Source organism: Devosia sp. Z6_126 (genome assembly GCF_058133495.1).
Map to the genome: position 1 here is coordinate 412,254 of NZ_JBYUNO010000001.1, position 22,001 is coordinate 434,254.

Annotated in this window: 21 protein-coding genes; 4 read left to right on the top strand and 17 right to left on the bottom strand. The window is 62.5% G+C overall.

What is annotated here, in order from left to right; translation table 11 throughout:
* Nucleotides 1-100: 100 nt before the first annotated feature.
* From AC3YOG_RS02080 to AC3YOG_RS02150, 15 genes are all read right to left on the bottom strand, one after another.
* Nucleotides 101-760: a LuxR C-terminal-related transcriptional regulator gene (locus AC3YOG_RS02080; protein WP_127751834.1), complete on the bottom strand. Its 660-nt coding sequence runs from the start codon at nt 758-760 to the stop codon at nt 101-103.
* Nucleotides 761-1,013: 253 nt separating this feature from the next.
* Nucleotides 1,014-3,404, bottom strand: coding sequence for an endopeptidase La (gene lon / locus AC3YOG_RS02085; protein WP_489933878.1), 2,391 nt, complete (start codon nt 3,402-3,404; stop codon nt 1,014-1,016).
* A gap of 12 nt (nt 3,405-3,416) precedes the next feature.
* On the bottom strand, nt 3,417-3,824 hold the full coding sequence (locus AC3YOG_RS02090) for an Hsp20/alpha crystallin family protein (RefSeq protein ID WP_248305214.1): 408 nt from the start codon (nt 3,822-3,824) through the stop codon (nt 3,417-3,419).
* Nucleotides 3,825-4,101: 277 nt separating this feature from the next.
* Complete coding sequence (locus AC3YOG_RS02095; protein WP_127751833.1) at nt 4,102-4,725, bottom strand: ATP-dependent Clp protease proteolytic subunit; 624 nt, start codon at nt 4,723-4,725, stop codon at nt 4,102-4,104.
* 36 nt (nt 4,726-4,761) lie between these two features.
* Nucleotides 4,762-5,103 (bottom strand): SRPBCC family protein, encoded by a 342-nt coding sequence (locus AC3YOG_RS02100; protein ID WP_164854704.1) that lies wholly within the window; start codon nt 5,101-5,103, stop codon nt 4,762-4,764.
* A complete protein-coding gene (locus AC3YOG_RS02105; protein WP_127751831.1) occupies nt 5,100-5,414 on the bottom strand; it encodes an ArsR/SmtB family transcription factor in 315 nt (104 codons plus the stop codon). The genes AC3YOG_RS02100 and AC3YOG_RS02105 overlap by 4 nt, the downstream gene beginning before the upstream one ends.
* Nucleotides 5,415-5,518: 104 nt before the next feature.
* Nucleotides 5,519-6,307 (bottom strand): IclR family transcriptional regulator, encoded by a 789-nt coding sequence (locus AC3YOG_RS02110; protein ID WP_127751830.1) that lies wholly within the window; start codon nt 6,305-6,307, stop codon nt 5,519-5,521.
* A 44-nt stretch (nt 6,308-6,351) separates the two neighbouring features.
* Nucleotides 6,352-7,548 carry an aminotransferase class V-fold PLP-dependent enzyme gene (locus tag AC3YOG_RS02115; RefSeq protein ID WP_489933879.1) on the bottom strand — a complete coding sequence of 399 codons (1,197 nt, stop codon included), beginning with the start codon at nt 7,546-7,548 and terminating at the stop codon, nt 6,352-6,354.
* 66 nt (nt 7,549-7,614) lie between these two features.
* The gene (locus AC3YOG_RS02120) at nt 7,615-8,106 is read right to left on the bottom strand and encodes a RidA family protein (RefSeq protein WP_127751828.1); all 492 of its coding nucleotides are present in this window, start codon (nt 8,104-8,106) and stop codon (nt 7,615-7,617) included.
* A 20-nt stretch (nt 8,107-8,126) separates the two neighbouring features.
* Nucleotides 8,127-9,098, bottom strand: a complete 972-nt coding sequence (locus AC3YOG_RS02125; protein ID WP_489933880.1) for an ABC transporter ATP-binding protein — start codon at nt 9,096-9,098, stop codon at nt 8,127-8,129.
* Nucleotides 9,095-10,114 carry an ABC transporter ATP-binding protein gene (locus tag AC3YOG_RS02130; protein ID WP_489933881.1) on the bottom strand — a complete coding sequence of 340 codons (1,020 nt, stop codon included), beginning with the start codon at nt 10,112-10,114 and terminating at the stop codon, nt 9,095-9,097. Before AC3YOG_RS02130 ends, AC3YOG_RS02125 begins: the two co-directional genes overlap by 4 nt.
* Nucleotides 10,111-11,331 (bottom strand): amidohydrolase/deacetylase family metallohydrolase, encoded by a 1,221-nt coding sequence (locus AC3YOG_RS02135; RefSeq protein ID WP_489933882.1) that lies wholly within the window; start codon nt 11,329-11,331, stop codon nt 10,111-10,113. Before AC3YOG_RS02135 ends, AC3YOG_RS02130 begins: the two co-directional genes overlap by 4 nt.
* Entirely contained in the window at nt 11,331-12,194 is an 864-nt protein-coding gene (locus tag AC3YOG_RS02140; RefSeq protein WP_172122268.1) for an ABC transporter permease, read from the bottom strand. The genes AC3YOG_RS02135 and AC3YOG_RS02140 overlap by 1 nt, the downstream gene beginning before the upstream one ends.
* On the bottom strand, nt 12,194-13,135 hold the full coding sequence (locus AC3YOG_RS02145) for an ABC transporter permease (RefSeq protein ID WP_172122266.1): 942 nt from the start codon (nt 13,133-13,135) through the stop codon (nt 12,194-12,196). Before AC3YOG_RS02145 ends, AC3YOG_RS02140 begins: the two co-directional genes overlap by 1 nt.
* Nucleotides 13,136-13,224: 89 nt before the next feature.
* A complete protein-coding gene (locus AC3YOG_RS02150) occupies nt 13,225-14,760 on the bottom strand; it encodes an ABC transporter substrate-binding protein (protein ID WP_127751823.1) in 1,536 nt (511 codons plus the stop codon).
* A 262-nt stretch (nt 14,761-15,022) separates the two neighbouring features.
* Between AC3YOG_RS02150 and AC3YOG_RS02155 the strand changes: the two genes are divergently transcribed.
* Together AC3YOG_RS02155 and AC3YOG_RS02160 are read left to right on the top strand one after the other, a co-directional pair.
* The gene (locus AC3YOG_RS02155) at nt 15,023-16,003 is read left to right on the top strand and encodes a DUF808 domain-containing protein (protein ID WP_489933883.1); all 981 of its coding nucleotides are present in this window, start codon (nt 15,023-15,025) and stop codon (nt 16,001-16,003) included.
* 173 nt (nt 16,004-16,176) lie between these two features.
* A complete protein-coding gene (locus AC3YOG_RS02160; protein WP_489933884.1) occupies nt 16,177-17,277 on the top strand; it encodes a Gfo/Idh/MocA family protein in 1,101 nt (366 codons plus the stop codon).
* A gap of 55 nt (nt 17,278-17,332) precedes the next feature.
* Here the strand turns inward: AC3YOG_RS02160 and AC3YOG_RS02165 are convergent, their stop codons facing one another.
* Nucleotides 17,333-18,472, bottom strand: coding sequence for an FAD-dependent monooxygenase (locus tag AC3YOG_RS02165; RefSeq protein WP_489889225.1), 1,140 nt, complete (start codon nt 18,470-18,472; stop codon nt 17,333-17,335).
* Nucleotides 18,473-18,548: 76 nt separating this feature from the next.
* Between AC3YOG_RS02165 and AC3YOG_RS02170 the strand changes: the two genes are divergently transcribed.
* Nucleotides 18,549-19,106 (top strand): TetR/AcrR family transcriptional regulator, encoded by a 558-nt coding sequence (locus AC3YOG_RS02170; protein ID WP_489933885.1) that lies wholly within the window; start codon nt 18,549-18,551, stop codon nt 19,104-19,106.
* A 51-nt stretch (nt 19,107-19,157) separates the two neighbouring features.
* Here the strand turns inward: AC3YOG_RS02170 and AC3YOG_RS02175 are convergent, their stop codons facing one another.
* Nucleotides 19,158-20,216: an ABC transporter ATP-binding protein gene (locus AC3YOG_RS02175; RefSeq protein ID WP_489933886.1), complete on the bottom strand. Its 1,059-nt coding sequence runs from the start codon at nt 20,214-20,216 to the stop codon at nt 19,158-19,160.
* 377 nt (nt 20,217-20,593) lie between these two features.
* Here AC3YOG_RS02175 and AC3YOG_RS02180 point away from each other — a divergent pair, with 377 nt between their 5' ends.
* Nucleotides 20,594-21,991, top strand: a complete 1,398-nt coding sequence (locus tag AC3YOG_RS02180; protein ID WP_489933887.1) for an ABC transporter substrate-binding protein — start codon at nt 20,594-20,596, stop codon at nt 21,989-21,991.
* The last annotated feature ends 10 nt before the right edge of the window (nt 21,992-22,001 follow it).

Consider the following 22,001-nt stretch of genomic DNA (forward strand, 5'->3'; position numbering starts at 1 on the left):
ACTCCGGCTTGATGCCGGGCACGGCCAGTATTCGGCTGGCTCAAGCCAACTACAATCGGGGATTCCCTGAGAGACTTAGCTTCGCGTTGCTGGCGGGGAGCTAGAGTGGGCTGAGGTTATGGCGGATGGCGTAGCGCACCAAATCCACCGCCGAGCGTGCTCCGATCTTGCGCATGATGGTGGCGCGGTGGGTCTCGACGGTTTTGATGCTGATGCCCAGCAGCTGGGCCACCTCCTTATTGCCGAGGCCTTCGGCGAGGTGGCGCACAACCTCGAGCTGGCGCGGCGTCATGGCATCGCCGCCACCTCCATCAGCCCGGCACAACGCGAGTTGCAGGCAGGCCTGTAGGTCCGCTTCGGCCAGCGCGGGCGAGAAAAATGGGCGGCCAAAATGGAGGGCACGAATGGCGCTGATGACGATCTCGGGTGGGTCGTTCTTGAACACGCACCCCTTGGCGCCGGCAAGGATCAGCTCACGAAGTTCGCTTTCCTCCCTTGGCAGTGAGAAGATAAGAACCTGGGACTCGGGACAGTCGATGCGCAACAGGTCCAGTATCCCGGTGCCCGCCAGATCCTGCATGGCGGGGTCGAGCAGCACGAGATCGGGGCGCAGCTGAAGGGCAAGCTGTACGGCATCGTGCCCGCTGCCTGCCTCGCCGCACACTTCAAGGCCAGGCTCGGCACCGATGAAGCGATGCAGGCCACTCCGGACCACCGGATATGCATCAGCCACCAATATTCTGATCAGAGGCCAGTCCATAGACTATCTCCGCCGACGACATGCCATGCCCACTACAACCTGTTGATCAAAGCAAACCATACGCCGCGCCACCCCTAATCGGTTTAGGGGTATTCATGTACTAAAGCCTGCAGAAACAGCCTAAAACTTGCCGGAGAGTCGCCGCAATCTGGGCAAGCGGGAAAGTATGGCAGCGCCAAGATGTTTAACATCACGGCGCTGGCAGGCGGTCCCACCGAGCCTGTCAGTCGGGTAGGGCGCCAGAGCGAAACCGCTATTCAGCCGCGGTTGCGGCCACGCTTTCTGCGGGCTCTAGGGCGGCGGCAACGGCTTGGTCGATGTTCTCGAGCCAGACAAATTCAAGCCGCTCGCGCACATCTTGGGGAATGTCTTCATAGTCGCGGCGGTTGCGGGCTGGCAGCAGCACCCGCTTGATCCCGGCAGCCGCCGCGGCAACCACCTTTTCCTTGATGCCGCCCACCGGCAGCACAAGACCCCGCAGCGATATCTCGCCGGTCATTGCCGTATCGCTGCGCACGCGGCGGTCGAGCAGCAGCGAAACCAGCGCCGTCGTCATCGCCACCCCGGCGCTGGGTCCATCCTTTGGCGTAGCGCCCGCGGGCACATGCACATGGATGTCGCTTTTCTCAAACAGCAAAGGATCGATCCCCAGCACGCCCGCACGGCTCTTGACCAGGCTCATCGCCGCCTGCGCGCTTTCGCGCATCACATCGCCAAGCTGGCCAGTGAGGATCAGCGCCCCCTTGCCCGGGACGCGCGTGGCTTCGATGAAGAGGATGTCGCCGCCCACCGGCGTCCAGGCAAGGCCGGTCGCTACTCCGGCAACCCCGGTGCGCATCGCCACTTCATTTTCGAAATGGGCGGGACCCAGCAGTTCCTCAAGGTCGGCGGCCTTGATGCTGACCTTTTCGGCCGTGCCTTCGGCTACCCGCATGGCGGCCCCGCGCAGGACGCGACCGATTTCGCGTTCAAGGCCGCGCACACCGGCTTCACGGGTGTAGCTGTGGATGATGGCCTTGAGCGCCTCATCATCGATCTCGGCCTGGTCGGGGCGCAGCCCGTTGGCCTCCAGCTGCCGCTGCACCAGATAGCGCCGGGCGATCTGCAGCTTTTCGGGCTCGCTGTAGCTGGCGAGGCTGATGATTTCCATGCGGTCGCGCAACGGCCCGGGAATGGTGTCGAGCATATTGGCCGTGGCGATGAAGACCACGCGCGAAAGATCGAAGGGTACGGCAAGATAATTGTCGCGGAAGGTCCGGTTCTGCTCAGGATCGAGCACTTCGAGCATGGCGGCGGAGGGATCGCCCTGGACGCCTCGGCCCATCTTGTCGATTTCATCGAGCATCATCACGCAATTGCGCGCACCTGCCTTGCGGATGCCCTGGATGATGTTGCCGGGCAGCGCGCCGATATAGGTGCGGCGGTGACCGCGGATTTCCGCCTCGTCATGCACACCGCCAAGACTGACGCGCACGAAGGGGCGGTTCATTGCCCGGGCAATGGATTGACCCAGCGAGGTCTTGCCGACGCCGGGAGGGCCGACAAAGCACAGGATCGGCGCCTTGCCATCGGGGTTGAGCTTGCGAACGGACAGATACTCGATGATCCGGGTCTTGATCTTTTCCAGACCGAAATGGTCCTCGTCAAGGATGCGCCGGGCGGCGGCGATGTCGATCGGGCTTTCCTCTGGCAGCTTCCAGGGCAGCTCGATCAGCCAATCGATATAGGTGCGGATCATGCCCGCTTCGCCGGCCGCCTCGGGCATTCTCTCATAGCGCCGCAATTCCTTGCGGCACTGGTTTTCCACCTCTTCGGGCATGCCGGCCTTGGCAATCGCCTCATTGAGATCGGCGATTTCCTGGGACTTGCCTTCGTCCTCGCCCAATTGGCGCTGGATGGCTGCCATCTGCTCGCGCAGCAGGGTTTCGCGCTGGCGCTCGTTGAGTGCGGTTCGCGTTTGCTGGCTGATTTCCTGGGAAAGCCGCAGCACCTCGACACGCTGCGCCAGGACCCGCGAAACCTTATCCATCCGCGCCGTGACGTCGAGGGTTTCGAGGATCTCCTGCTTTTCCTCGGGTTTCATGTCCATATAGGCGGCTGCCAAATCCGCCAGTTGGGACGGCGAGGTTGTGCCCTGGATGGCGGCCAGCAATTCCTGGGGCACCTGGGGCAGCAACTGCACGGCTTCAACCGCGAGGTGCTGGAGGTTGAGGAAACGTGCCTCGATTTCAGGCGAGCGCGTATCCACCTCGGGCAAATCAAGCACGCGTGCAACGGGGAACGGTGTTCCAGGGAAGTAATCGAGCACCCGGAACCGGTGCACGCCCTGGCACACCAGATGGTGCGACCCGTCGGGGGCCGTGATGTAGCGCACGATATTGGCCATAGTGCCGGTGCGGTGCAGGTCGTCGGGACCGGGATCGGCTTGCTGGGGATCGCGCTGCAGCACGATGCCGATCTGGCGTTCCTGCTTGACCGCCTGCTGGGCCGCGGCAATCGATTTGGGGCGCCCCAGCGTCAGGGGCACAACAATTCCGGGAAACAGCACCATGTCCCGGACCGCAACGATGATCAGGGAATCGCTGGGCAGTTCCAGGGGCTTGTCGTCGCTTGCGGCGCCTTGGGCATTCTGGGTATCGGTCACGGCACGATCTCCTCACCCGAGCTTGGTCAGGCTGAACACGACGCAGCCATTGGTGGCAAAGCGGCGCACGGAATAACGCCCAGGCGGCAGCGCAATGCGCCGTTCAAAGCGCCCTTGCGGCAGTTCCAGCCGATGGATCACCGCCGCACGCAGTTCGGGCGGCAAGGTCCGGCGGCCTGCCACTACCAGCGATCCATCTTCGATACCGGCTTCCACCTGTTCAGGATCGACACCCGGCAAGGCCACAAAGACCAGAACTTCGCGCTCGGTTTCCAGCACATCGATGGGCGGTTCCCAGCGCGGCTCGCGCGCGGCCGTCGCTGTCGAGATGCGAAAGAACTGGGATTGGATGCGTTCGGCGCGGGCCAGCGCCTCAAGCGCTTCGGAAAGCATCCAGTTGGGAGAGTCTGTTCTTGCCATTCGTGCTCTCCACGCGCTTGGCTTTGCCGGCACATCTAGGCTTGATGTCTGTCGGTGCGGCGGGAAGGCTTTGCCGGGTTCTTGGCGTGCCGCCGTCACACCGGACGGAGCGGGCCCACCCCATTGGGGTAGGCGGGCATTATTGCGGGCAATGCGCTCGTGCCCGGTCTGGTTCCGATCCTCGCTCGCCGCGCAGCACGCTGCCGGGCCCGCCAAAGTGCAGGAAAGAAGGGGTGCCCAAGGGGGTGGCCCCGGGCGTTCCCCCTACATGTTGGGTTCAGGGCTGCGCTTCGCCGCCCTCGATTTCACTGCGATCATGGTAAACATGATCTACCAGTCCCCAGTCGCGGGCTTGTTCGGGGGTCATGAAATTGTCGCGTTCGAGGGCCTTCTCCACTTCCTCATAGGTGCGGCCGCAATGCTTGGCATAAAGATTATGCATCCGCCGCTTAAGGCGCATGCTTTCCTCGGCATGCAGGAGAATGTCGGTGACCTTGCCCTGAAAGCCGCCGCTCGGCTGGTGCAGCATGATCGACGCATTGGGCAGGCAGATGCGGCTGCCCGGCGCGCCCGCCATCAAGAGGAACGATCCCGCGGACATCGCCATGCCCATGCAAAGCGTTCCCACCGGCGCCTTGATGAACTGCATCGTGTCATACATCGCCATGGCCGAGGTCACCGCCCCACCGGGCGAGTTGATGTAGAGGTAGATCTCCTTTTTGGGGTTTTCCGCCTCAAGAAAGAGCAGCTGCGCGCAGACCAGCGAAGCCATGTTGTCCTCGACTTCGCCATTGACGAAGATGATCCGCTCGCGCAGCAGGCGCGAGTAAATATCAAATGATCTTTCGCCCCGGCTTGATTGTTCCACGACCATAGGGACGAGCTGCATCATGTCGCGCATGGGCGATCTCCATTCAAAGCTGCTGTTTGGCTTGGGTCAGGCGGCCAGCATCAGGGGGCCGCGCCGATTGTCGTTGGCGCTGGCTGGGGCAAGCGCCGGTGCGTGGGTCAGCGTCAGCCAGGTGCCCCCTTCATCGGTTGGGGTGAGCTCGAAGGTCACGAGGCTTTCCTCTGCCCCGACGACGGCCCCCTGCCCCTGCTCGCGCCAGCGATAGGTGAGAGTATGGTTTTCCTCGGCGTTGACCACTGAAAGCTCCAGGCCCGGCGCAGGGCGCAGCCACCGCTCCAGCAACACCGGGATGGTCAGCGCCCGCCAGACCTTTTCGGGAGCAGCTTCAAGAGCGCATTCGAACACCAAGGCATCTGCATCGATCTTCACTGGTCCATCTCCTTGAGCACATCCTTGAGGGACTCGATGCGATCGGGCCAGAAGGCGCGATATCGAGCCAGCCATTGATGCAGTGGCGCCAAACCATCGGGTTCAACGCGGTAGTTGACGAAACGGCCTTCGCGCCGCTCGCTGATCAAACCCGCCTGACGCAGCACTGCCAGGTGCTGCGACATGGCGGGTTGGGATATCGCGAGGCCCTGTCGCAGTTCAGTCGCCGTCATCTCGGCGGCAGCAAGCCGCTCGAGCACACCACGACGGGTCGGATCAGCCAGGACCTTGAAGATATCCACGTCACTCATGTCCGACACATAAGCACAGACTTATGTGTCGTGGCAAGGTAGTTTTGTGGAGGGAGTTGATGAAACTGCCATCCGGGTAGGCCGCCACGCCATACCCGGCAATTTCAGCGCAGCCAGCCCAACCGGCTTTCCACCCGGCGAGCGCTGTCGCGCACCAGGGCGATGAGATCGGGGTCTTTTTGCTGCACTTTGTGTTCGGGCACCACGATGGACATGGTGGCGTGACAGTGACCGCTCCGATCCAATACGGGCGCGGCGATGCAGGCTACGGCATAATCGGACTCGCCGGCCTGGATGGAGAGGCCCTGCGCCAGCGCCTCATGGGCATTGTCGGCGAGCACCGCAGGGTCGGTTTCGGCCCGGCCGGTCGGGGACACGCGGGCGGAGCGCGCGAAGATGCCCAGCAGTTCCTCGCGTGGCAGGTGGCCGACCAGCAGCCTGCCCGAAGCAGTCCAGTTGAGCGGGCTGCGCGAGCCCACTCGAGAGCTGACATTGAACTGGCCAGTGCCATCTTCCATGGCCAGCACCACCATCATGTCCTGGTCGCGGCCGCAGATCTGCACCGTCTCGCCCGACAGCCGCGCCAGTTCGTGCATCTCCTGGGTCGCCGCGCTCAGCAAATCGAGGCTGCGCGCATAGCTCAAGCCATAATGATACATCCGCGGGCCAAACCAGATCAGCCCGTTGCTGTCGCGGTCCAGCAGATCCTTGTCGACGAGATCGTCGATGATTGCATAAATGGTCGAGAGCGGCGCACCGACCGCTCTCGCAATTTCGTAGGCAGTGGCGGATCGTTCGAGCTGCTGCAGATGATCAAAGATCTGCAGCGCCCGATCGATGCCGCTGGTGCGCGTACGGCGAACCGGCTCAGTTGCACTAAGGATGTCGCTCACTACTCTGTCCCGTCGTTCAACCGATGTGCCGCCCGTCTAGGCGTTTAGTCGAGCCACTTCAATATAGCAGCCTCTTGCGCACGCCAATGTTCATGGATTGGCGTGGCAATGATTTCATTGGAGCCGCGGGCCGCTTCGAGCTCTTCGACCAGCCGTTCGGCCACGACGGTTTCTTCATTGGGGTGCAGATTGCACGGGTCGAGGAAGAAGTGCCCATGCTCGGCTTCGTGGTCGCGCACGATGATGGGGCGCGGCCCGGTTGCTAGGGCGCGGGCAAGGTCCCAGGCGGTGATGCGTGCCAGTTCTGGATTGATCGTCACCTTCAGCCGGTCCAGCGGATTGTCGGTGGGATCGGGCACGATGATGGCGGTTACGCCCGCCTTGTCGGCCAGGGTTTCAAGCCAGAGATCGAGTGCGGCCTGTTCGCGCGCGCGGATGCCGTCGTGGTCGCGCACTTTCCAGGCTTCCAGAGCCGCGATGACGCCGGCAATGCCTTCCTTGCCCACCTTCATGCCCCGGCCGATGCCGCGGTTCTGCAGGTAGATGTTGCGGATGAATTCCTTGTCGCCGGCGCAGATACCCGAGGTCGGCCCACCCAGGAACTTGTGACCCGAGTACAGCACCACATCGGCGCCATCGGCCAGGAACTTGCGCAGGTCGTATTCGGATGCCGCATCGACGATCACCTTGACGCCGCGGGCATGGCAAATCTCGGCGAAGGTCTTGAGCGGGATCTGCGCGTAATCGACCACGTGGTGCGACACAACAAACACCGCAGCAACAGTCCGCTCGGTGATGGCGCCTTCAAGCTGATAGCCGTGGGCGCTGGTGGCCTGGCCGACCGGCACCACCTTGCCGCCGGCGATGCGAATGGCCTGTTCCACCGGCGCGCCATAGCTGACCATATGGCCGGTCTGGATCAGGACTTCATTCTTGAGGCTGCCCGCATCGGGAAGCTGCTCGATCGCCCAGAGATTGTCGCCCGTAATCGCGGCCGCTACAGCGAGACTGATCGCCGCCGAGCATGAAGCGGTGACAAAGCCGGCCTCGGCACCCGTCAGATCGGCGATGGCGTCGCTGGCGCGCCGATGCAGGGCGCCCATTTCCACGAACTCGGTGAGGACGCGCGTAATGGCATCCACGGCTTGGGGAACCACGATCGAGGCGCCCAGGGAGGTCATGGTGCCCGAAACGTTGATCACCGGACGAAGTCCCAGCTGGCTGCGAATATCCTGTGTCATGCAAATAACTCTCGATTGATGGGCTGCCCGGTTGATGCGGCAGCGATTGGGTTGGGCCGGATCGGCTCAGTCAAAGGCGACGATGGCTTCGATTTCCACGGTGATCTGGTTGGGCAGCGAGCCAAAGCCCACGGCGGAGCGCGCATGCACTCCTTGCTCGCCGAATACTTCGATCATCAGATCCGAGCAGCCATTGATGACAGCGGGATGGGCCTCGAAATCGGGCGTCGCATTGACCATGCCGAGCAGCTTGACGATGCGGCGCACGCGCCCCAGATCGCCCAGGGCCGCCTGCATCACGGCAATCAGATTGATGCCGGTAAGGCGGGCATGGGCATAGGCCGCATCAACCGAAACATCGGCGCCCACCTTGCCGGTGTGGAGCGTTCCGTCGGTCTCGGTTGGCCCCTGCCCTGACAGGAACAACAGCTTGCCATCGATCACATGGGTCACGAAATTGGCGATCGGAGAGGGCGCTGCGGGCAAGACGATCCCCAGCGCCTTGAGCCGCTCATAGGGGGACGCATCCGGGCGCGTGGCCAGCTCGGAAATGCTCATAAATGGAACTCCAACAAATACTATAGCTCGCCGTGGCGAATGCAGGCGACGTGATGATTGGCGCCGATATGCTCGACGGGCGGAACGACCCGCGCGCAAGCCTCGATGGCCATGGGGCAACGCGTGCGGAACACACAGCCCGAGGGTGGGTTGATCGGCGAAGGAATATCGCCCTGCAAGGGCACATGGGTGCGCTTGCGGGTTGGATCGGGCACGGGAGCGGTCGCGAGCAAGGCCCGCGTATAGGGATGGCGCGGATGGGCGTAAACCTGGCGCGAGGGGCCGCGCTCCATCACCCGGCCGAGATACATCACCACGACTTCATCGCAGAGATATTCAACGACGCTTAGATCATGGGCAATGAACAGCATGGTCAGACCAAGCCGCTGCTGCAACTCGCTGAGCAGGTTCAGCACTTGCGCCTGCACCGAAACGTCGAGCGCGGAAACCGGCTCGTCGGCAACGATGAAATCGGGCTCAACTGCCAGGGCGCGGGCAATGCCGATGCGCTGGCGCTGGCCGCCTGAAAATTCATGGGGAAAGCGCCGGGAATAATCGGCTGGTAGGCCAACCAGGGTCAACAATTCGGCAATGCGTTCACGCCGCTTGGTCCCGCGCGGATAACCGCGGGCATCAAGGGCTTCCCCGATGATGGCATCGATGCGCAACCGCGGATTGAGGCTCGAATAGGGGTCTTGGAAGACGATCTGCAGGCGCTTGCGCCAGTGTTTCATCTCGCGGGGCTTGAGCGCAAAGATATCGGTGCCATCAAAGATCGCCTGCCCGCTGGTGGGCTCCACCAGCCGCAGGATCGAGCGGCCGGCGGTGGTCTTCCCGGAGCCGCTTTCACCGACAAGACCCACGGTGGTGCCGCGCGCGATGTCAAAGCTCACATCTTCGACGGCATGGACGATCTGGCCGTTGCGGCCGCCAAAATGCTTGGTCAGCCCGCGCAGGCTCAGAAGGGGCTTGGTATCGACTGCCTCAATCATAGCTCATGGATCCTGATGCAGCGCGAGAAGGTGTCTGGTCCTGCCGGGATCAAGGGCGGCAGGGCCGCTCGGCAGGCTGGGATGGCCATGGGGCAGCGCGGCTCGAAGGCACAGCCTGGCGGCAGATTGGTGATGGGGGGAACCGAGCCGGGAATGGAATACAGCGCCCGGCGCTCGCCGTCCTGCCCCAGGTCGCGTGTCGCATCGGGCGTGCAGGCCAGCAGTCCCTTGGTGTAGGGGTGCTTTTGGTGGGCGAACAGCGCATTGACTGGCGCTTGTTCCACCACGCGCCCGCCATACATGACCACGACGTCATGGGCGATCTCGGCTACCACACCAAGATTGTGGGTGATGAAGAGGATCGACATGCCGAACTGCGCCTGCAGGCGCTGCAGGAGATCGAGGATCTGCGCCTGGATGGTCACGTCGAGCGCGGTGGTCGGCTCGTCGGCGATCAGCAGCGAGGGGTCGCAGCTGAGCGCCATGGCGATCATCACGCGCTGGCGCATGCCGCCCGACATCTGGTGCGGGTAGTCATCCAGGCGCCGCGCCGCATCGGGGATCTCCACATGCTGGAGCATTTCGAGCGCCTTGGCCCGCGCCTCGCTGCGGCTCAGACGGGTATGGAGCGAGATCATCTCGCCGATCTGGTCGCCCACCGTATAAAGCGGGTTGAGCGAGGTCATCGGCTCCTGGAAGATCATCGCGATTTCGCTGCCCCGCATGGCGCGAAACTGGCTGGGTGCGAAACGCGCCAGATCGTGCACCTGCTCCTTGCGATCGCGGAACAGGATCTCGCCACCGGCAATGCGTCCCGGCTTGGCCAGCAAGCCCATGATCGACAGGCTTGTGACCGATTTGCCCGAGCCCGATTCCCCGACCACGGCGAGCGTCTTGCCGCGCTTGAGATCGAAGGTCACGCCATCCACCGCCTTGGCGGTGGCGCGCTTGCTCTCGAACCAGGTCCGAAGGTCACGAACCGACAGGATGGTGTCTGCTGGCAGCGTTCCCGTCATGCAGTCCACCCGCAGCTGGGGCATTTGTGGCCCGGCGCCCCGGCGGGAATCGGGTGGTGGCGATGTGCAACCACGGCCTCGGCGCCCAGAATGGCGTAACGTGGCTCAAAGGTCTGATGCAGAGTGCTCTTGGCGCCCTGGCTGTCAGTGACCACCAGATCACCGTCCACTAGATCAAACAGGGTGAATTCGGCGGGCTTGCCCTTGACCAGCAGATTGTCCGCGGGCTTGCGGATCGCCCGCTTGGGTGCGGTGGAAGAGGCGACAACGACGTCCTCCATTCCCATGCCCAGCGACAGCAGCTTGCTCATTGTGGTGGCGAGATCCCAGACCGAGGTATCGAGCGAGCGATTGTGCAGGTCCGTCGAGATGGTGTTGGGCAAAAGACCCCGCTCGAGCGCGGCCTTACCGACATCAAACGAGAACGACGCGCCGCCATGGCCGACATCGAGGATGATGCCGCGCTTGGCGGCGTCTTCGGCCAGCCGGAACAGATCATCGTCCTCGATGATCGAGCCGCCCTGCTTGCCGTTAAAGCAGTGGGTGACGATGTCGCCCTCGCTCAACAGGCCCAGCACGTCATCATAAAGCGGAGGGGGCTCGCCGACATGCACCATTACCGGCAGATCAAGCACGCGGCTCAGTTTTTTGGCCAGCTTGAGCGGCACCAGGTCCCAGCCGCCCGAGATCACCGCGCTGGCGCGAACCTTGATGCCAATGATGACATCACGGTTTTCCCGGATCACGGCGATGGTGCGATCGAGATCGATCGAGCGCATGTCCTGCAGCTCGGTCACGCGGTTGCAGGCGACGAGGCCGATCGAGCCGAGATTGAGAAAGGCGTAGATGTTCTCGCGCGCCGGCTCGATGATGAATTCGCGAAGGCCATGGAAATTGGCTTCGCCGGCCGATCCCGCATCGACGATGGTGGTGACGCCACGCGCCGCGCCGCCCTGTTCGGGGCGAATGGAGATATCGGTGCCGCCATACCAGACATGGGCATGCAGATCGGTCCAGCCAGGTGAAATGAAGGCGCCGTTCGCGGCAACGGTCTTGGCGTTGTCGGCGGTCAGGCTCGCGCCGATATCGAGAATGGCCCCATCGGCGCCAACCAGCACATCGAGCACCGGCGGCAGTTCCGGCTGGGCGAAGCCGACGGGCTTGGCACCCTTGATCAAAAGGTTCTGCGCTTGCGGTTTGAAACGGTTATCGAACATCAGACATCCTTGGCGAGGCGCGGATCAAGAAAATCGCGCAGACCGTCGCCCACGAGTTGCAGTGAAAGTACGGTGAGGATGATGGCGCCGCCCGGGAACCACATGATCCAGGGGGCCTGTTCCAGATATTGGCGGCCCACGGAGATCATCGTGCCCCAGGTGGGGATATCGGGTGAAATACCGACGCCCAGGAACGACAGCCCGGCTTCGGCAAGGATCGCATTGGCAAAGATGAAGGTGGCCTGCACCAGCAGGGGCGAGGTGACGTTGCGCAGGACGTGGCGCACGAGGGTAACATGCGTTGGCACGCCAAGTGCCCGCGCCGCTTCCACATAGGGCAGTTCGCGGATCACGAGAGTCGAGGCACGCACGACGCGAGCAAGCCGGGGGGCATAAACCACGCCGAGCGCGATCACCACATTGGTCGCCGACGCCCCCAGCGCCGCCACCAGGGCAATGGCGAGCAGGATGTCGGGAAAGGCCATCATAGCGTCGATCAGGCGCGATACTGGCGTATCGAGCCTGCGGAAAAAGCCCGACATCAGCCCCAGGAACACCCCGATCACCGAGGCGAAAATCACCACGGCAAAGCCAACCGCGATCGAGGTGCGACCCGAATACAGCACGCGGGTAAGGATGTCGCGACCCAGATCGTCGGTGCCGAACAGATGAAGCCAGCTCGGTGGCTGCAGCCGGTTGCGCACTGACAATTGCGCGGGGTCATAGGGCGAAATAACCGGCGCCAGCAAAGCCAGCAGGATCATGGTGACGATAATCACCAAGCCCGCCAACGCCGTGGGGCGGCTGGCAATCTTCATCAGCAGATTGGGTTCGCGAAACCCGCTTTGTGCAACAGCAGCCATCAGTAACGCACCCGAGGGTCGACGAGGAGGTAGAGCATGTCGATGATGAAATTGACGAGGACATAAAGCCCGGCCACCACCAGAAGGGCACCCTGGATCAAGGGATAGTCACGGCGCAGCACGGCCGAAACAATGAGGCTGCCCACGCCGGGCAGGCCGAACACGGTTTCAGTAACGATAGCGCCCGAGATCAGCAGGGCTGCGGTCAGGCCAATCACGGTCAGGATCGGGATCAGGGCGTTCTTGAGCGCATGCTTGACCACGACACGCCACTCGCTCATGCCCTTGGAGCGGGCGGTGCGCACATAATCATCGTTTAGGACATCGAGCATCGAGGCGCGGGTGAACCGGGTGATCAGCGCCGAGCTGATCAGGCCAAGGGTCGTCGCGGGCAGCACCAGGTGATGCATCCGTTCGCCAAAGCTGGCGCCAGGGCCGCCATAGCCGGAGGTATCGAACCACCCCAGCTGTACGGCAAAAACCTGCATGAAGATCAACCCGAGCCAGAAGCTGGGGACCGAGGCCGCAAACATGGCAAGTGCGGTTGCTGCCTGGTCAAACACCGAGCCACGCCAATAGGCTGACAGCACGCCAACGGGCAAGGCGATCAGGGTCGCGATCAGCAGGGCAAATATCGTCAGGAAAAAGGTCGGTTCCGCGCGCTGCATCAGCGCTGTGGTCACCGGCATGTTGAGGAAGATGGACTGTCCGAAATCGCCGCGCAGTACGCCCCCGACATAGCTGATGAATTGCTGCGGAATGGAAGCATCAAGGCCAAGGCGCTGGCGCAAGCTGGCAATATCGGCTGCGGTTGCGTCGGGGCCGAGCATGACGGCTGCGGGATCGCCGGGCGTCACGCGCACAATGACAAACACGATGGTAACCACCAGCGCCATTACGACCAACATGCCGAATATGCGATTGAGTGCGGAGCGGATCATGATGCTCTGGAAAATCCCCGTCGAAGCTGATGGACAAAAGGCCTGCCGCGACCGAAGACGCGACAGGCGGCACGAAGCCGGATGGGGACCTATTCGGTCAGATAGGCATTCCAGAAATAGGGCCATGGGGCGGGTGTTACGCCGTCGAGAGCCGGGTTCTGTGCGGCCAGGGCATTGAAGTTGCCGACCTTGTAGCCGGGTACTTCGTCATAGATGACCTTCTGGACCTCGACGAACAGCTCGGCTCGCTTGGCCGGATCGCTTTCGGCATTGAAGGCTTCCAGAACCTTGTGCTTGGCGTCGCTCACCCACCAGCCAGGGCCAGTATCGGACATGATGCCCATCAGCGAAGGCTCGGGCAGGAACGGGCTGTGGGTGATGTAGACATCCCAAAGGGCCGGATCGGCGCGATTGGTGGTAAGCGTCGCCCACTCGACTACATCCATTTGCACCTTGAAGCCGGCAGCTTCCAGGTAAGACTGGGCAACCAGTGCCATCTTGTAGTGGAACTCATACTGGCGGCTGGTCAGGATGCGCAGCGGCTTGGAGCCATCATAGCCGGCTTCCGCCAGCAGGGCCTTGGCTGTTTCGGTGTCGCCCATGGGCTTGTAGGCTTCGGTGCCAACATCGGAATGCCAGGCATAGCCTTCGGGATACCAGGCACCCTCGGCGGTGAAGAACTCGTCCGAACCAAAGGCGGCAAACAACATGTCCTCGGGCGCGAGCGCCGCCTGGATTGCCTTGCGCACCCGGATGTCGGAGGCGAGGCCTTCGGAATGGTTCATCATGAACACGGGCCAGCCGAATGGCGCAAAAACGACCGGTTCGGTGGCGCCACCGCTGATCTGGTCGAAAGCCTCGACCGGCAGCTGATCGACATAGTCGTACTGGCCAGCCACTGCCGCGCCGATGCGCGTGTTGGGATCGGGGACCGGCACGAAGCGGATTTCGTCGAGATACTGGTGCCGCGCACCGCCATAGCCATTGCCCTCGCCTTCAAGCGACTGGTAGCCGTCGAAGCGCACGAGCTGGATATACTGGTCAGGAACGCGCTGCTCGAGCTTGTAGGGGCCGGTGCCGATGAAGCTTTCGAGCGGGTCCTGGCTGGCATTGGCCGCCGGAATGATGATTGCGGCCGCGTTGTTGAACGCAAGGAGCGGCAGCAGTGGAGCGTAAGGCTTGCTTAGCGTGATAGTAACCGTGGCGTCGTCGGTTGCGGCGATGTCGGTGATGACTTCGGCCGCCTGCTTGCCGCGGGTGGCAATCTTCATCCAGCGCTCAAGCGATGCGACCACATCGGCCGAGGTCATGACGCTGTCGTCGTGGAACTTGATGCCGGTGCGCAGGGGGATGGTATAAACGGTGCCGTCTTCCGAAATTTCGGGCATTGCTGCGGCGAGCAATGGGGTGGTGCCCCACTGGGCATCGAAGGTGTAGAGCGTTTCGAACATATGCTGGCTGACAATGCCGACCAAGTCGGCTGTCGAAGCCATCGGATCGAGCGTTGGCGGCTCCCCGATGGTTGCCACATCCACGATCCCGCCAGCCGTCTGGGCATAGGCCAGACCGTTGGCGGAACACAGGGCAACCAGGCTGGTCGCCAATGCTAGAGCAAAATGCCTCATTCCAATCCCTCCATGTTCCACAACAGCGGAACATATGTTGTTCTTACGGACTGATGGTTTCACTTCGAGCTAATTTGGTCAAGCGTCCGCGCAAAAAGAGGCTGGGCCGCTCCTGGGGGGTGGACCAAGGCTGCGTTCTTGCCTTGCTCGGTCCGAGGGCCTGCTGCTAAGCGCCGCGGGTGGCAACGTATCGCGCGGTTGAGCTTTGTAGTTGGCCAGCAAGAGATGGCATCAAGCCACTACGCAAAAGGAGCCGCATGCAATGAGCGTTGGTTTAATCGGTCTGCTCGACGATATCGCCGGCATCGCCAAAGTGGCGGCGGCGTCACTCGATGATGTCGCGGGCATGGCGATGAAGGCCGGACTCAAGGCCAGCGGCGCCGTGATCGACGATGCGGCAGTCACTCCCAAATATTTAACCGGGTTTACCGCGGATCGCGAATTGCCGATCGTGGGCAAGATCGCGGGCGGCTCGATCAAGAACAAGCTGATCTTCCTGCTGCCGGCGGCCCTGATCCTGGGGACCTTCCTGCCCTGGGCCATCACGCCCCTGCTGATGCTGGGCGGCGCCTATCTTTGCTATGAAGGCGCCGAAAAAATCTGGCATTTGATGGCCCCCAAAGCCGCCCATGCCCACGAAACCGGGCTGGAACCGGTGGCCCTTAGCCCCACCACAATGGAAGACACCAAGGTCGGCAGCGCCATCAAGACCGATTTCATCTTGTCCGCTGAGATCATGGCGATTGCCCTGGCCGAACTGCCAGGCGAAAGCTTTGTCACCCAGGCCATCGTGCTTTTCCTGGTGGCCGTCGGGATCACGGCTGCCGTTTATGGTGCGGTCGCGCTGATCGTGAAAGCCGACGATGCTGGCCTCTGGATGGCCCAGCGCGGCGGCAGCTTCACTCGGGCTATCGGGCGCGCAATCGTCAAGGGCATGCCCTATTTCATGACCGGCCTGACCATTGTCGGCACTGCTGCCATGATCTGGGTGGGCGGCAGCATCATCGTGCATGGGGTGCACGATTTCGGGCTGCACGGAGTGGGCGACCTGATCCACGACGCAGCGGTGGGCGCGGCCGCGTCCCTTGGCGGCGTGGTCGGCTGGGTGGTGGAAACACTTGGCTATGCCATTGCCGGCCTGGTTGTGGGTGCAGTCGCGATCCCGGTCGTGGGCTATGTGATTTCCCCGCTCTGGACCCAGATCAAGAAGCTGCTCCCCGGCGCCAGGGCCGTGCGAGCCTAGTTCACGGGGATTACTTGCACCTGCTTGCGGCACACTCCTCATGTGCTAGGAAAGGAAGCAACGCCGTCTGTCTATTCAGCATTTCAGTCGCAGGGAGAAGATCTGCATGCACCCTGCGACTGCTGACTTGAACCGCCGGAGACTTCCCTCAGCACCCAAGAAGAGCATTGATCATGGAACGCGTCGGCATCGGCATCATTGGCACGGGCAAGATTTCCTCGGCCTATATCGAGGCCAGCAAGCACTTCCCCATCCTCGACATCGCCGCAGTGGCCGACCTCAATCCCGTGGTGGCCCAGGCCAAGGCGGATGAATATGGGCTGCGGGCCACGACGCTCGATGCCATTTTCACCGACCCCGCGGTCGACATCATCCTCAACCTCACCATCCCCAAAGCCCATCTGGAAGTGGGCTTGCGGGCGCTGGGCGCGGGCAAGCATGTGTATTCGGAAAAGCCCCTGGGCATTTCCTTTGCCGAGGGCCAGCAGCTGGTTGCCGCCGCCCGCTCCAACAATCTGCGCCTTGGCTGCGCCCCCGACACCTTCCTTGGCGGTTCACACCAGACCGCCCGCGCCCTGGTCGACCAAGGCGTGCTCGGCACGCCAGTAGGCGGCACCGCATATTTCATGTGCCCGGGCCATGAGCGCTGGCACCCTAACCCGGCCTTTTATTATGAGGTTGGCGGCGGCCCCATGCTCGATATGGGGCCTTACTACATCACCGATCTGGTCAATCTCCTCGGCCCGGTAGCGCGCGTAGCCGGCGCTACCGCCACCCCCGTCAGCACCCGCACCATCACCGCCAAGGAGCGCGCCGGCGAGGTGATCCCCGTGCATGTGCCCACCCATGTGAGCGGCACGCTGATCTTCCAAAATGGGGCGGTGGTGCAGATCACCATGAGCTTTGACGTGGCTGGCCACCGCCATGTGCCGCTCGAGCTTTATGGCACCAATGCCACCCTGCTGGTGCCCGATCCCAATCATTTTGGCGGCCAGGTCGAGCTGTTGCGCAAGGGCGGGGAATGGGAGAACGTCGAGACCTCTCTGCCCTATGGCGAGGGCACCAATTACCGCTCCATTGGCCTGGCTGACATGGCGCATGCACTGCGCAGCAATCGGCCGCATCGCGCCAGTGGCGAATTGGCCCTGCATGTGCTCGAAGTGATGGAAGCCTTCGGCACTTCCATGGAGACCGGCCGGCATGTAGAAATGACCACCAGCGTGGAGCGACCGGCACCGATCAGCACTTCGCTCGCCGAGGGTCGCCTGGCTTAGCACACAAGCCTCGAGGAGGATGCCGCTCCCCTAGCGCTGCTGCGCCAGACGCCGCCTAGGCGTAGCCGGCGAGCATTTGCGCTATGCGTTTGCGGATCCATGGCGATTGGCCCGCTACGGCAAGGAGGCGATCGCGCAGCCATCGGGGGGCTGGCGCTTGCAGGGTCGCCAGCTTCGTCAACCGATCCGTGCGGTTCAGGACCTGTTGTGCCATTGCCCGTCGTTGCCGAGCAAAATCGTCAAGCCCGGTGCCGCCCTGATGCAGGAAACCGGCCAAGGCGGAGGCCAGCGCTTCCGCATCGCGAAGTCCCAAGTTCATGCCCTGCCCGCCGGCCGGGCTATGGACATGGGCGGCATCGCCAACCAAGAGGAACGGGCCGGCGCGGAAACGATCGGCGAGCTTGTGGTGGACCTGGAAGCGCGAGCCCCAGATCACCTCATGAACCTTCACGCCGCGGCTCGGACCGCGCAGCTCGAGCACACGCGTCACATCCGCGATGGTTGGCTGGGACGGCGCGTTTGCCAGTTGCGCGACCACCCGGAAGCGGGACCGGGACATGGGGGCAACAACCAGCGTGCCGCCTTGGGCAAAAAACAAGCTGACTTCGCTCGTCGCGATGGGCCAGTCCATGTGGACATCGGCCAGCAGGAACGAACCATAGGTCTCCCCCGGAAATTCAATGCCCGCCGCTGCGCGGACGAGGCTTTTCTCGCCATCGGCCCCGACGACGAACCGCGCCACGACGTCCGCCTGACCGGCTTTATCGTTGAAGGTGGCGAGGACCCTGTCCCCATCACGCACCAACTGGGTGACCTCCGCCGGTCGGCGCACGCGGTGGCCCAATTGTTCGAGCCGCGCGGTCAGGATCGCTTCGGTTTCGTCCTGCGGGATCATCAGTGCAAAGGGCGTCGGGCTGTCCAGCACCGAGAACTCGGCCTCGAGCAGCACCTTGTCGCGGTCGCGAACCTTGAACTTGGGCGCCTTGATGCCCTGGGCAATCAGCGGTTCGGCCACCCCGAGCCGCCCCAGGGTTTCCAGCGTTGCGGCGTGGATAACCGCGGCCCTGGAGGTGTTTTGCGCCTGCGGCAAAGCATCGACAATACGGAACTCCACGCCGGCTTGCGCCAGGCCGATGGCAGTGGCGAGGCCCGCCGGGCCGGCGCCGACGATCAGGGTGTTTATTGCTGTGCTCATAGCATTTCTCCCGTATGTAAACGCTTGCTTACATATGGATCACGCGCTATGTCAACACCTGTTTACATGAGAAGGCATGATGGTCAGGAATTCTGAAGCCACTCAGGAGCGGCTGATCGATGCGGCAAGGCGGCACTTTGCGGTGAACGGCTTTGAACGGACCACGGTCAGGGATATCGCAGCCGAAGCGGGAGTGAACGTGGCGCTGATCAGCCGCTATTTTGGGGGCAAGGACGAGTTGTTCGCCCGAGCCGTCGCCATCGATCTTGCACTGCCTGACCTCAGCGGGGTGCCAAAGGCCGAGATCGGCCGGCACTTGATCGAACACTTCTTCAAGCGCTGGGAAGGGCGAGAGGCGGACGACCTGCTCCGCGTGCTGGTCCGAACCGCTGCTACCAATAGCAGGGCCGCAGAAAAGATCCTTGCCATACTGCACGGCCAGATCCTGCCTCTGGTGGCGCGGCTTGCCGGCGAAAAGGGCGCGCAGCACCGCGCCAGCCTCATCGCTACGCAAATCCTCGGCTTGGCTTATTGCCGTTACGTGCTGAACCTGGGCGATGATCAGCTCGACCCGGCGCAAGCGGTCGCAGCCATTGGCGCTACATTGCAGCGCTACCTTTTCGAGGTTTTCTAGCAGCGGCGACTGCTCGCCCTTGCCGCGCCAACCGGGAACCCGTTCGGGCGGTTACCGGATGATGCGACTTCCCGTACCGCCGTCAAACAGGTGCAGAAGGCTGCTGTCAAAGGCAATGCCGATCCGATCGCCGGGTTGTGCGCGGATCCGCTCGCGGAACACGCCAACGAGATCGTGCCCGCCCAGGTTAAGCGTCACCTGGGTTTCCGAGCCGGTCGGTTCGACCACAACCACCTCCGCCATGGTTCCAGCCGGATCGAGACGCAAATGCTCGGGACGCACGCCAAGGGTCATCGGGCCATCCTCTACCCCCTCCGGTAGCGCTCCCAAGTCGATTGTCGTTCCATCGGCAAAGCGAAAGGCGGAGCCGGCAAGCGAGCCGGCGATGATGTTCATTGCCGGAGAACCAATAAAGCCGGCGACGAACAGATTGGCGGGATAATCATAGAGCTCCAGCGGCGTGCCGATCTGTTCGATATTGCCGGCATGCATGACCACGATGCGATCGGCCATGGTCATGGCTTCGATCTGGTCATGGGTGACATAAACGGTCGTCGTCTTGAGACGCTGGTGGTTCAGCTTGATCTCGCTGCGCATCTGCACGCGCAGCTTGGCGTCGAGATTGCTCAATGGCTCATCGAACAGGAAAAGCTGGGGACTGCGCACAATGGCCCGCCCCATCGCCACGCGCTGCCGCTGCCCGCCCGACAAATGGCGCGGATAGCGTTGCAGGTAGGGATCGAGGCCGAGCACGGTTGCAGCACTGGCCACCCGCTGCTTGATCTCGTCCCTCGGAACACGGCCGAGCTTGAGCGAGAAGGCCATGTTCTCCTCGACGGTCATATGCGGGTAAAGCGCATAGGACTGGAAAACCATCGCGATATCGCGGTCCTTGGGCGCCAGGTCATTGACCACATTGCCGGCAATGGCGATCTCGCCCCCGGTGATGTCCTCGAGCCCGGCAATCATGCGCAACAGGGTGGATTTCCCGCATCCCGACGGGCCGACGAGAATTACGAACTCCCCGTCATTGATGTCGATGTTGACGCCATGGAGCACTTCGAGGCTGCCATAGTTTTTGCGAACGTCCCGGATCGTCACGGCGCCCATCTGTTCCTCCCAGATCGATGGTCAACGGTCACGAGCCAGCAGTTTCAAGACAGCTGGCCAAGGGCTGGCGCGTGTGGACACGCGTTCCGCCCTCCTCGACGAAACAGTGTCTGCACGCCTTGCCTGCAATCCTGTCTAGAACCAAGGGGCAGCCGGTTCAAGTATATTGTGGGACAAAAGATTGACACCGCCGCAATATCTGTCCTAACTCTAGAGTATTCGCCGTCAATGATGGGACAAAAGCCCGCTTTGACTGTGATGGGAGCTAGAGCCAAAGAGCTCAGCCCCAAGGAGGATAATACAGCTTGCGATGATTGCTGACCCATAGGCTTGCTTCGCGAGCGCTTGGCCATGTTCCAACAGGAGGAAACGGAAACATGACGTCGGACAAGTTCAATCGCCGTGACATATTGAGAAGGGGCGGCGCGGCTGGCGTTGGCCTTTGGGCCGCAAGCCAGGGCCTGCCGGTTTTTGCCCAGGAGAAGCCAGAGGCCGAGCTGCCCCAAGGGAGCGCCGGCAAGCTGACGGTGATCCATCGCACCGAATATTTCGAGGCGGCACAGAACCTGTTCCGCGATGCCGTGGCCAAGTTCGCTGCCGCCAACAACGCCCAACTCGATATCTCCACCACCAATCCCGAGGCCTTTGGCGATTTCCTGGGCAAGATGTCGGCAGCCGTGCGGGCCGGCAATCCGCCCGATCTGGCCTATACCAGCACCGTTTCCATTCCCCAGATGCACCTGCTGGGCCTGCTCGAAGACGTCAATGACGTGGTCGAGGACGCCATAAGCCGCTATGGCAATGTCATGCAGGGCATCAATGCCGAAAGTATCGGCAAGATCGATGGTCGCTGGGTTGCGGTTCCCTTTATAGCCAACACCACGGGCGCCTTCTTCCGCAAGGACAAGCTGGCCGAAAAGGGTATCGACCCGGCAACCTTGCAGACCTGGGAGCAGCGCCGTGAGGCCGCTCTGGCCATCTCCGATCCCGCCAACGGCTTTTACGGCTGGGGCCTGACTGTCAACCAGTCCGGCGATGGCTGGGGGGTGGCAACCTCGATCCTCAACGCTTTTGGCGGCCACTTTACCGACGAAACCGGCATCAAGGTTGAGTTCGACTCGCCTGAAACCGTGGCAGCCTTTGAGTTCGTCCGCGAAACCTATGATCGCAACGGCAAATACGCCGCCATGTTGCCGCCGGGCGTGGAAAGCTGGGGTGACATCTCCAACAACGAAGCCTGGCTCGCTGGCAGCACCGGCTATACCCACAATCAATACTCGCTTTACGCTGCGGCCAAGCGCGACAACAACCCGGTCTTTGCCAACACCGTCATGCTGCCCCAGCCCATCGCCAATAATGGTGATCACCGCAATGGTGGCGCCGTGGGCGGTTGGCTCACCATCTTCAAGGGCGCTCCCAATGTGGAGCTTTCCAAGAAACTGGCGCTCGAACTGCTCGATCCCGTTAACTTCACGCCCATGTCCACGGTCGCCGGCGGGCTCTTCATGCCAGCCTATCAAAGCCTGTGGACCGAGGAACTCCTCGCCGCCGATCCAAACTACGCGATCATCAAGGAGCAGGTGGACACCCAGGATCCCTTTATCGGGGCCTCCTGGCCAGCACCACCGGCCGCGCAGATCGACGCCATTCGCGCTCAGGGCGTGCTGGAGCAATCCATGGGCAATGTGATCTCGGGCCGCATGACCTCGCAGGAAGCAGTGACCGACGCGCACAACAAGATCGTCCAGATCTTCGAAGAAGGCGGCATTCTCTAGCCGGCCCCCG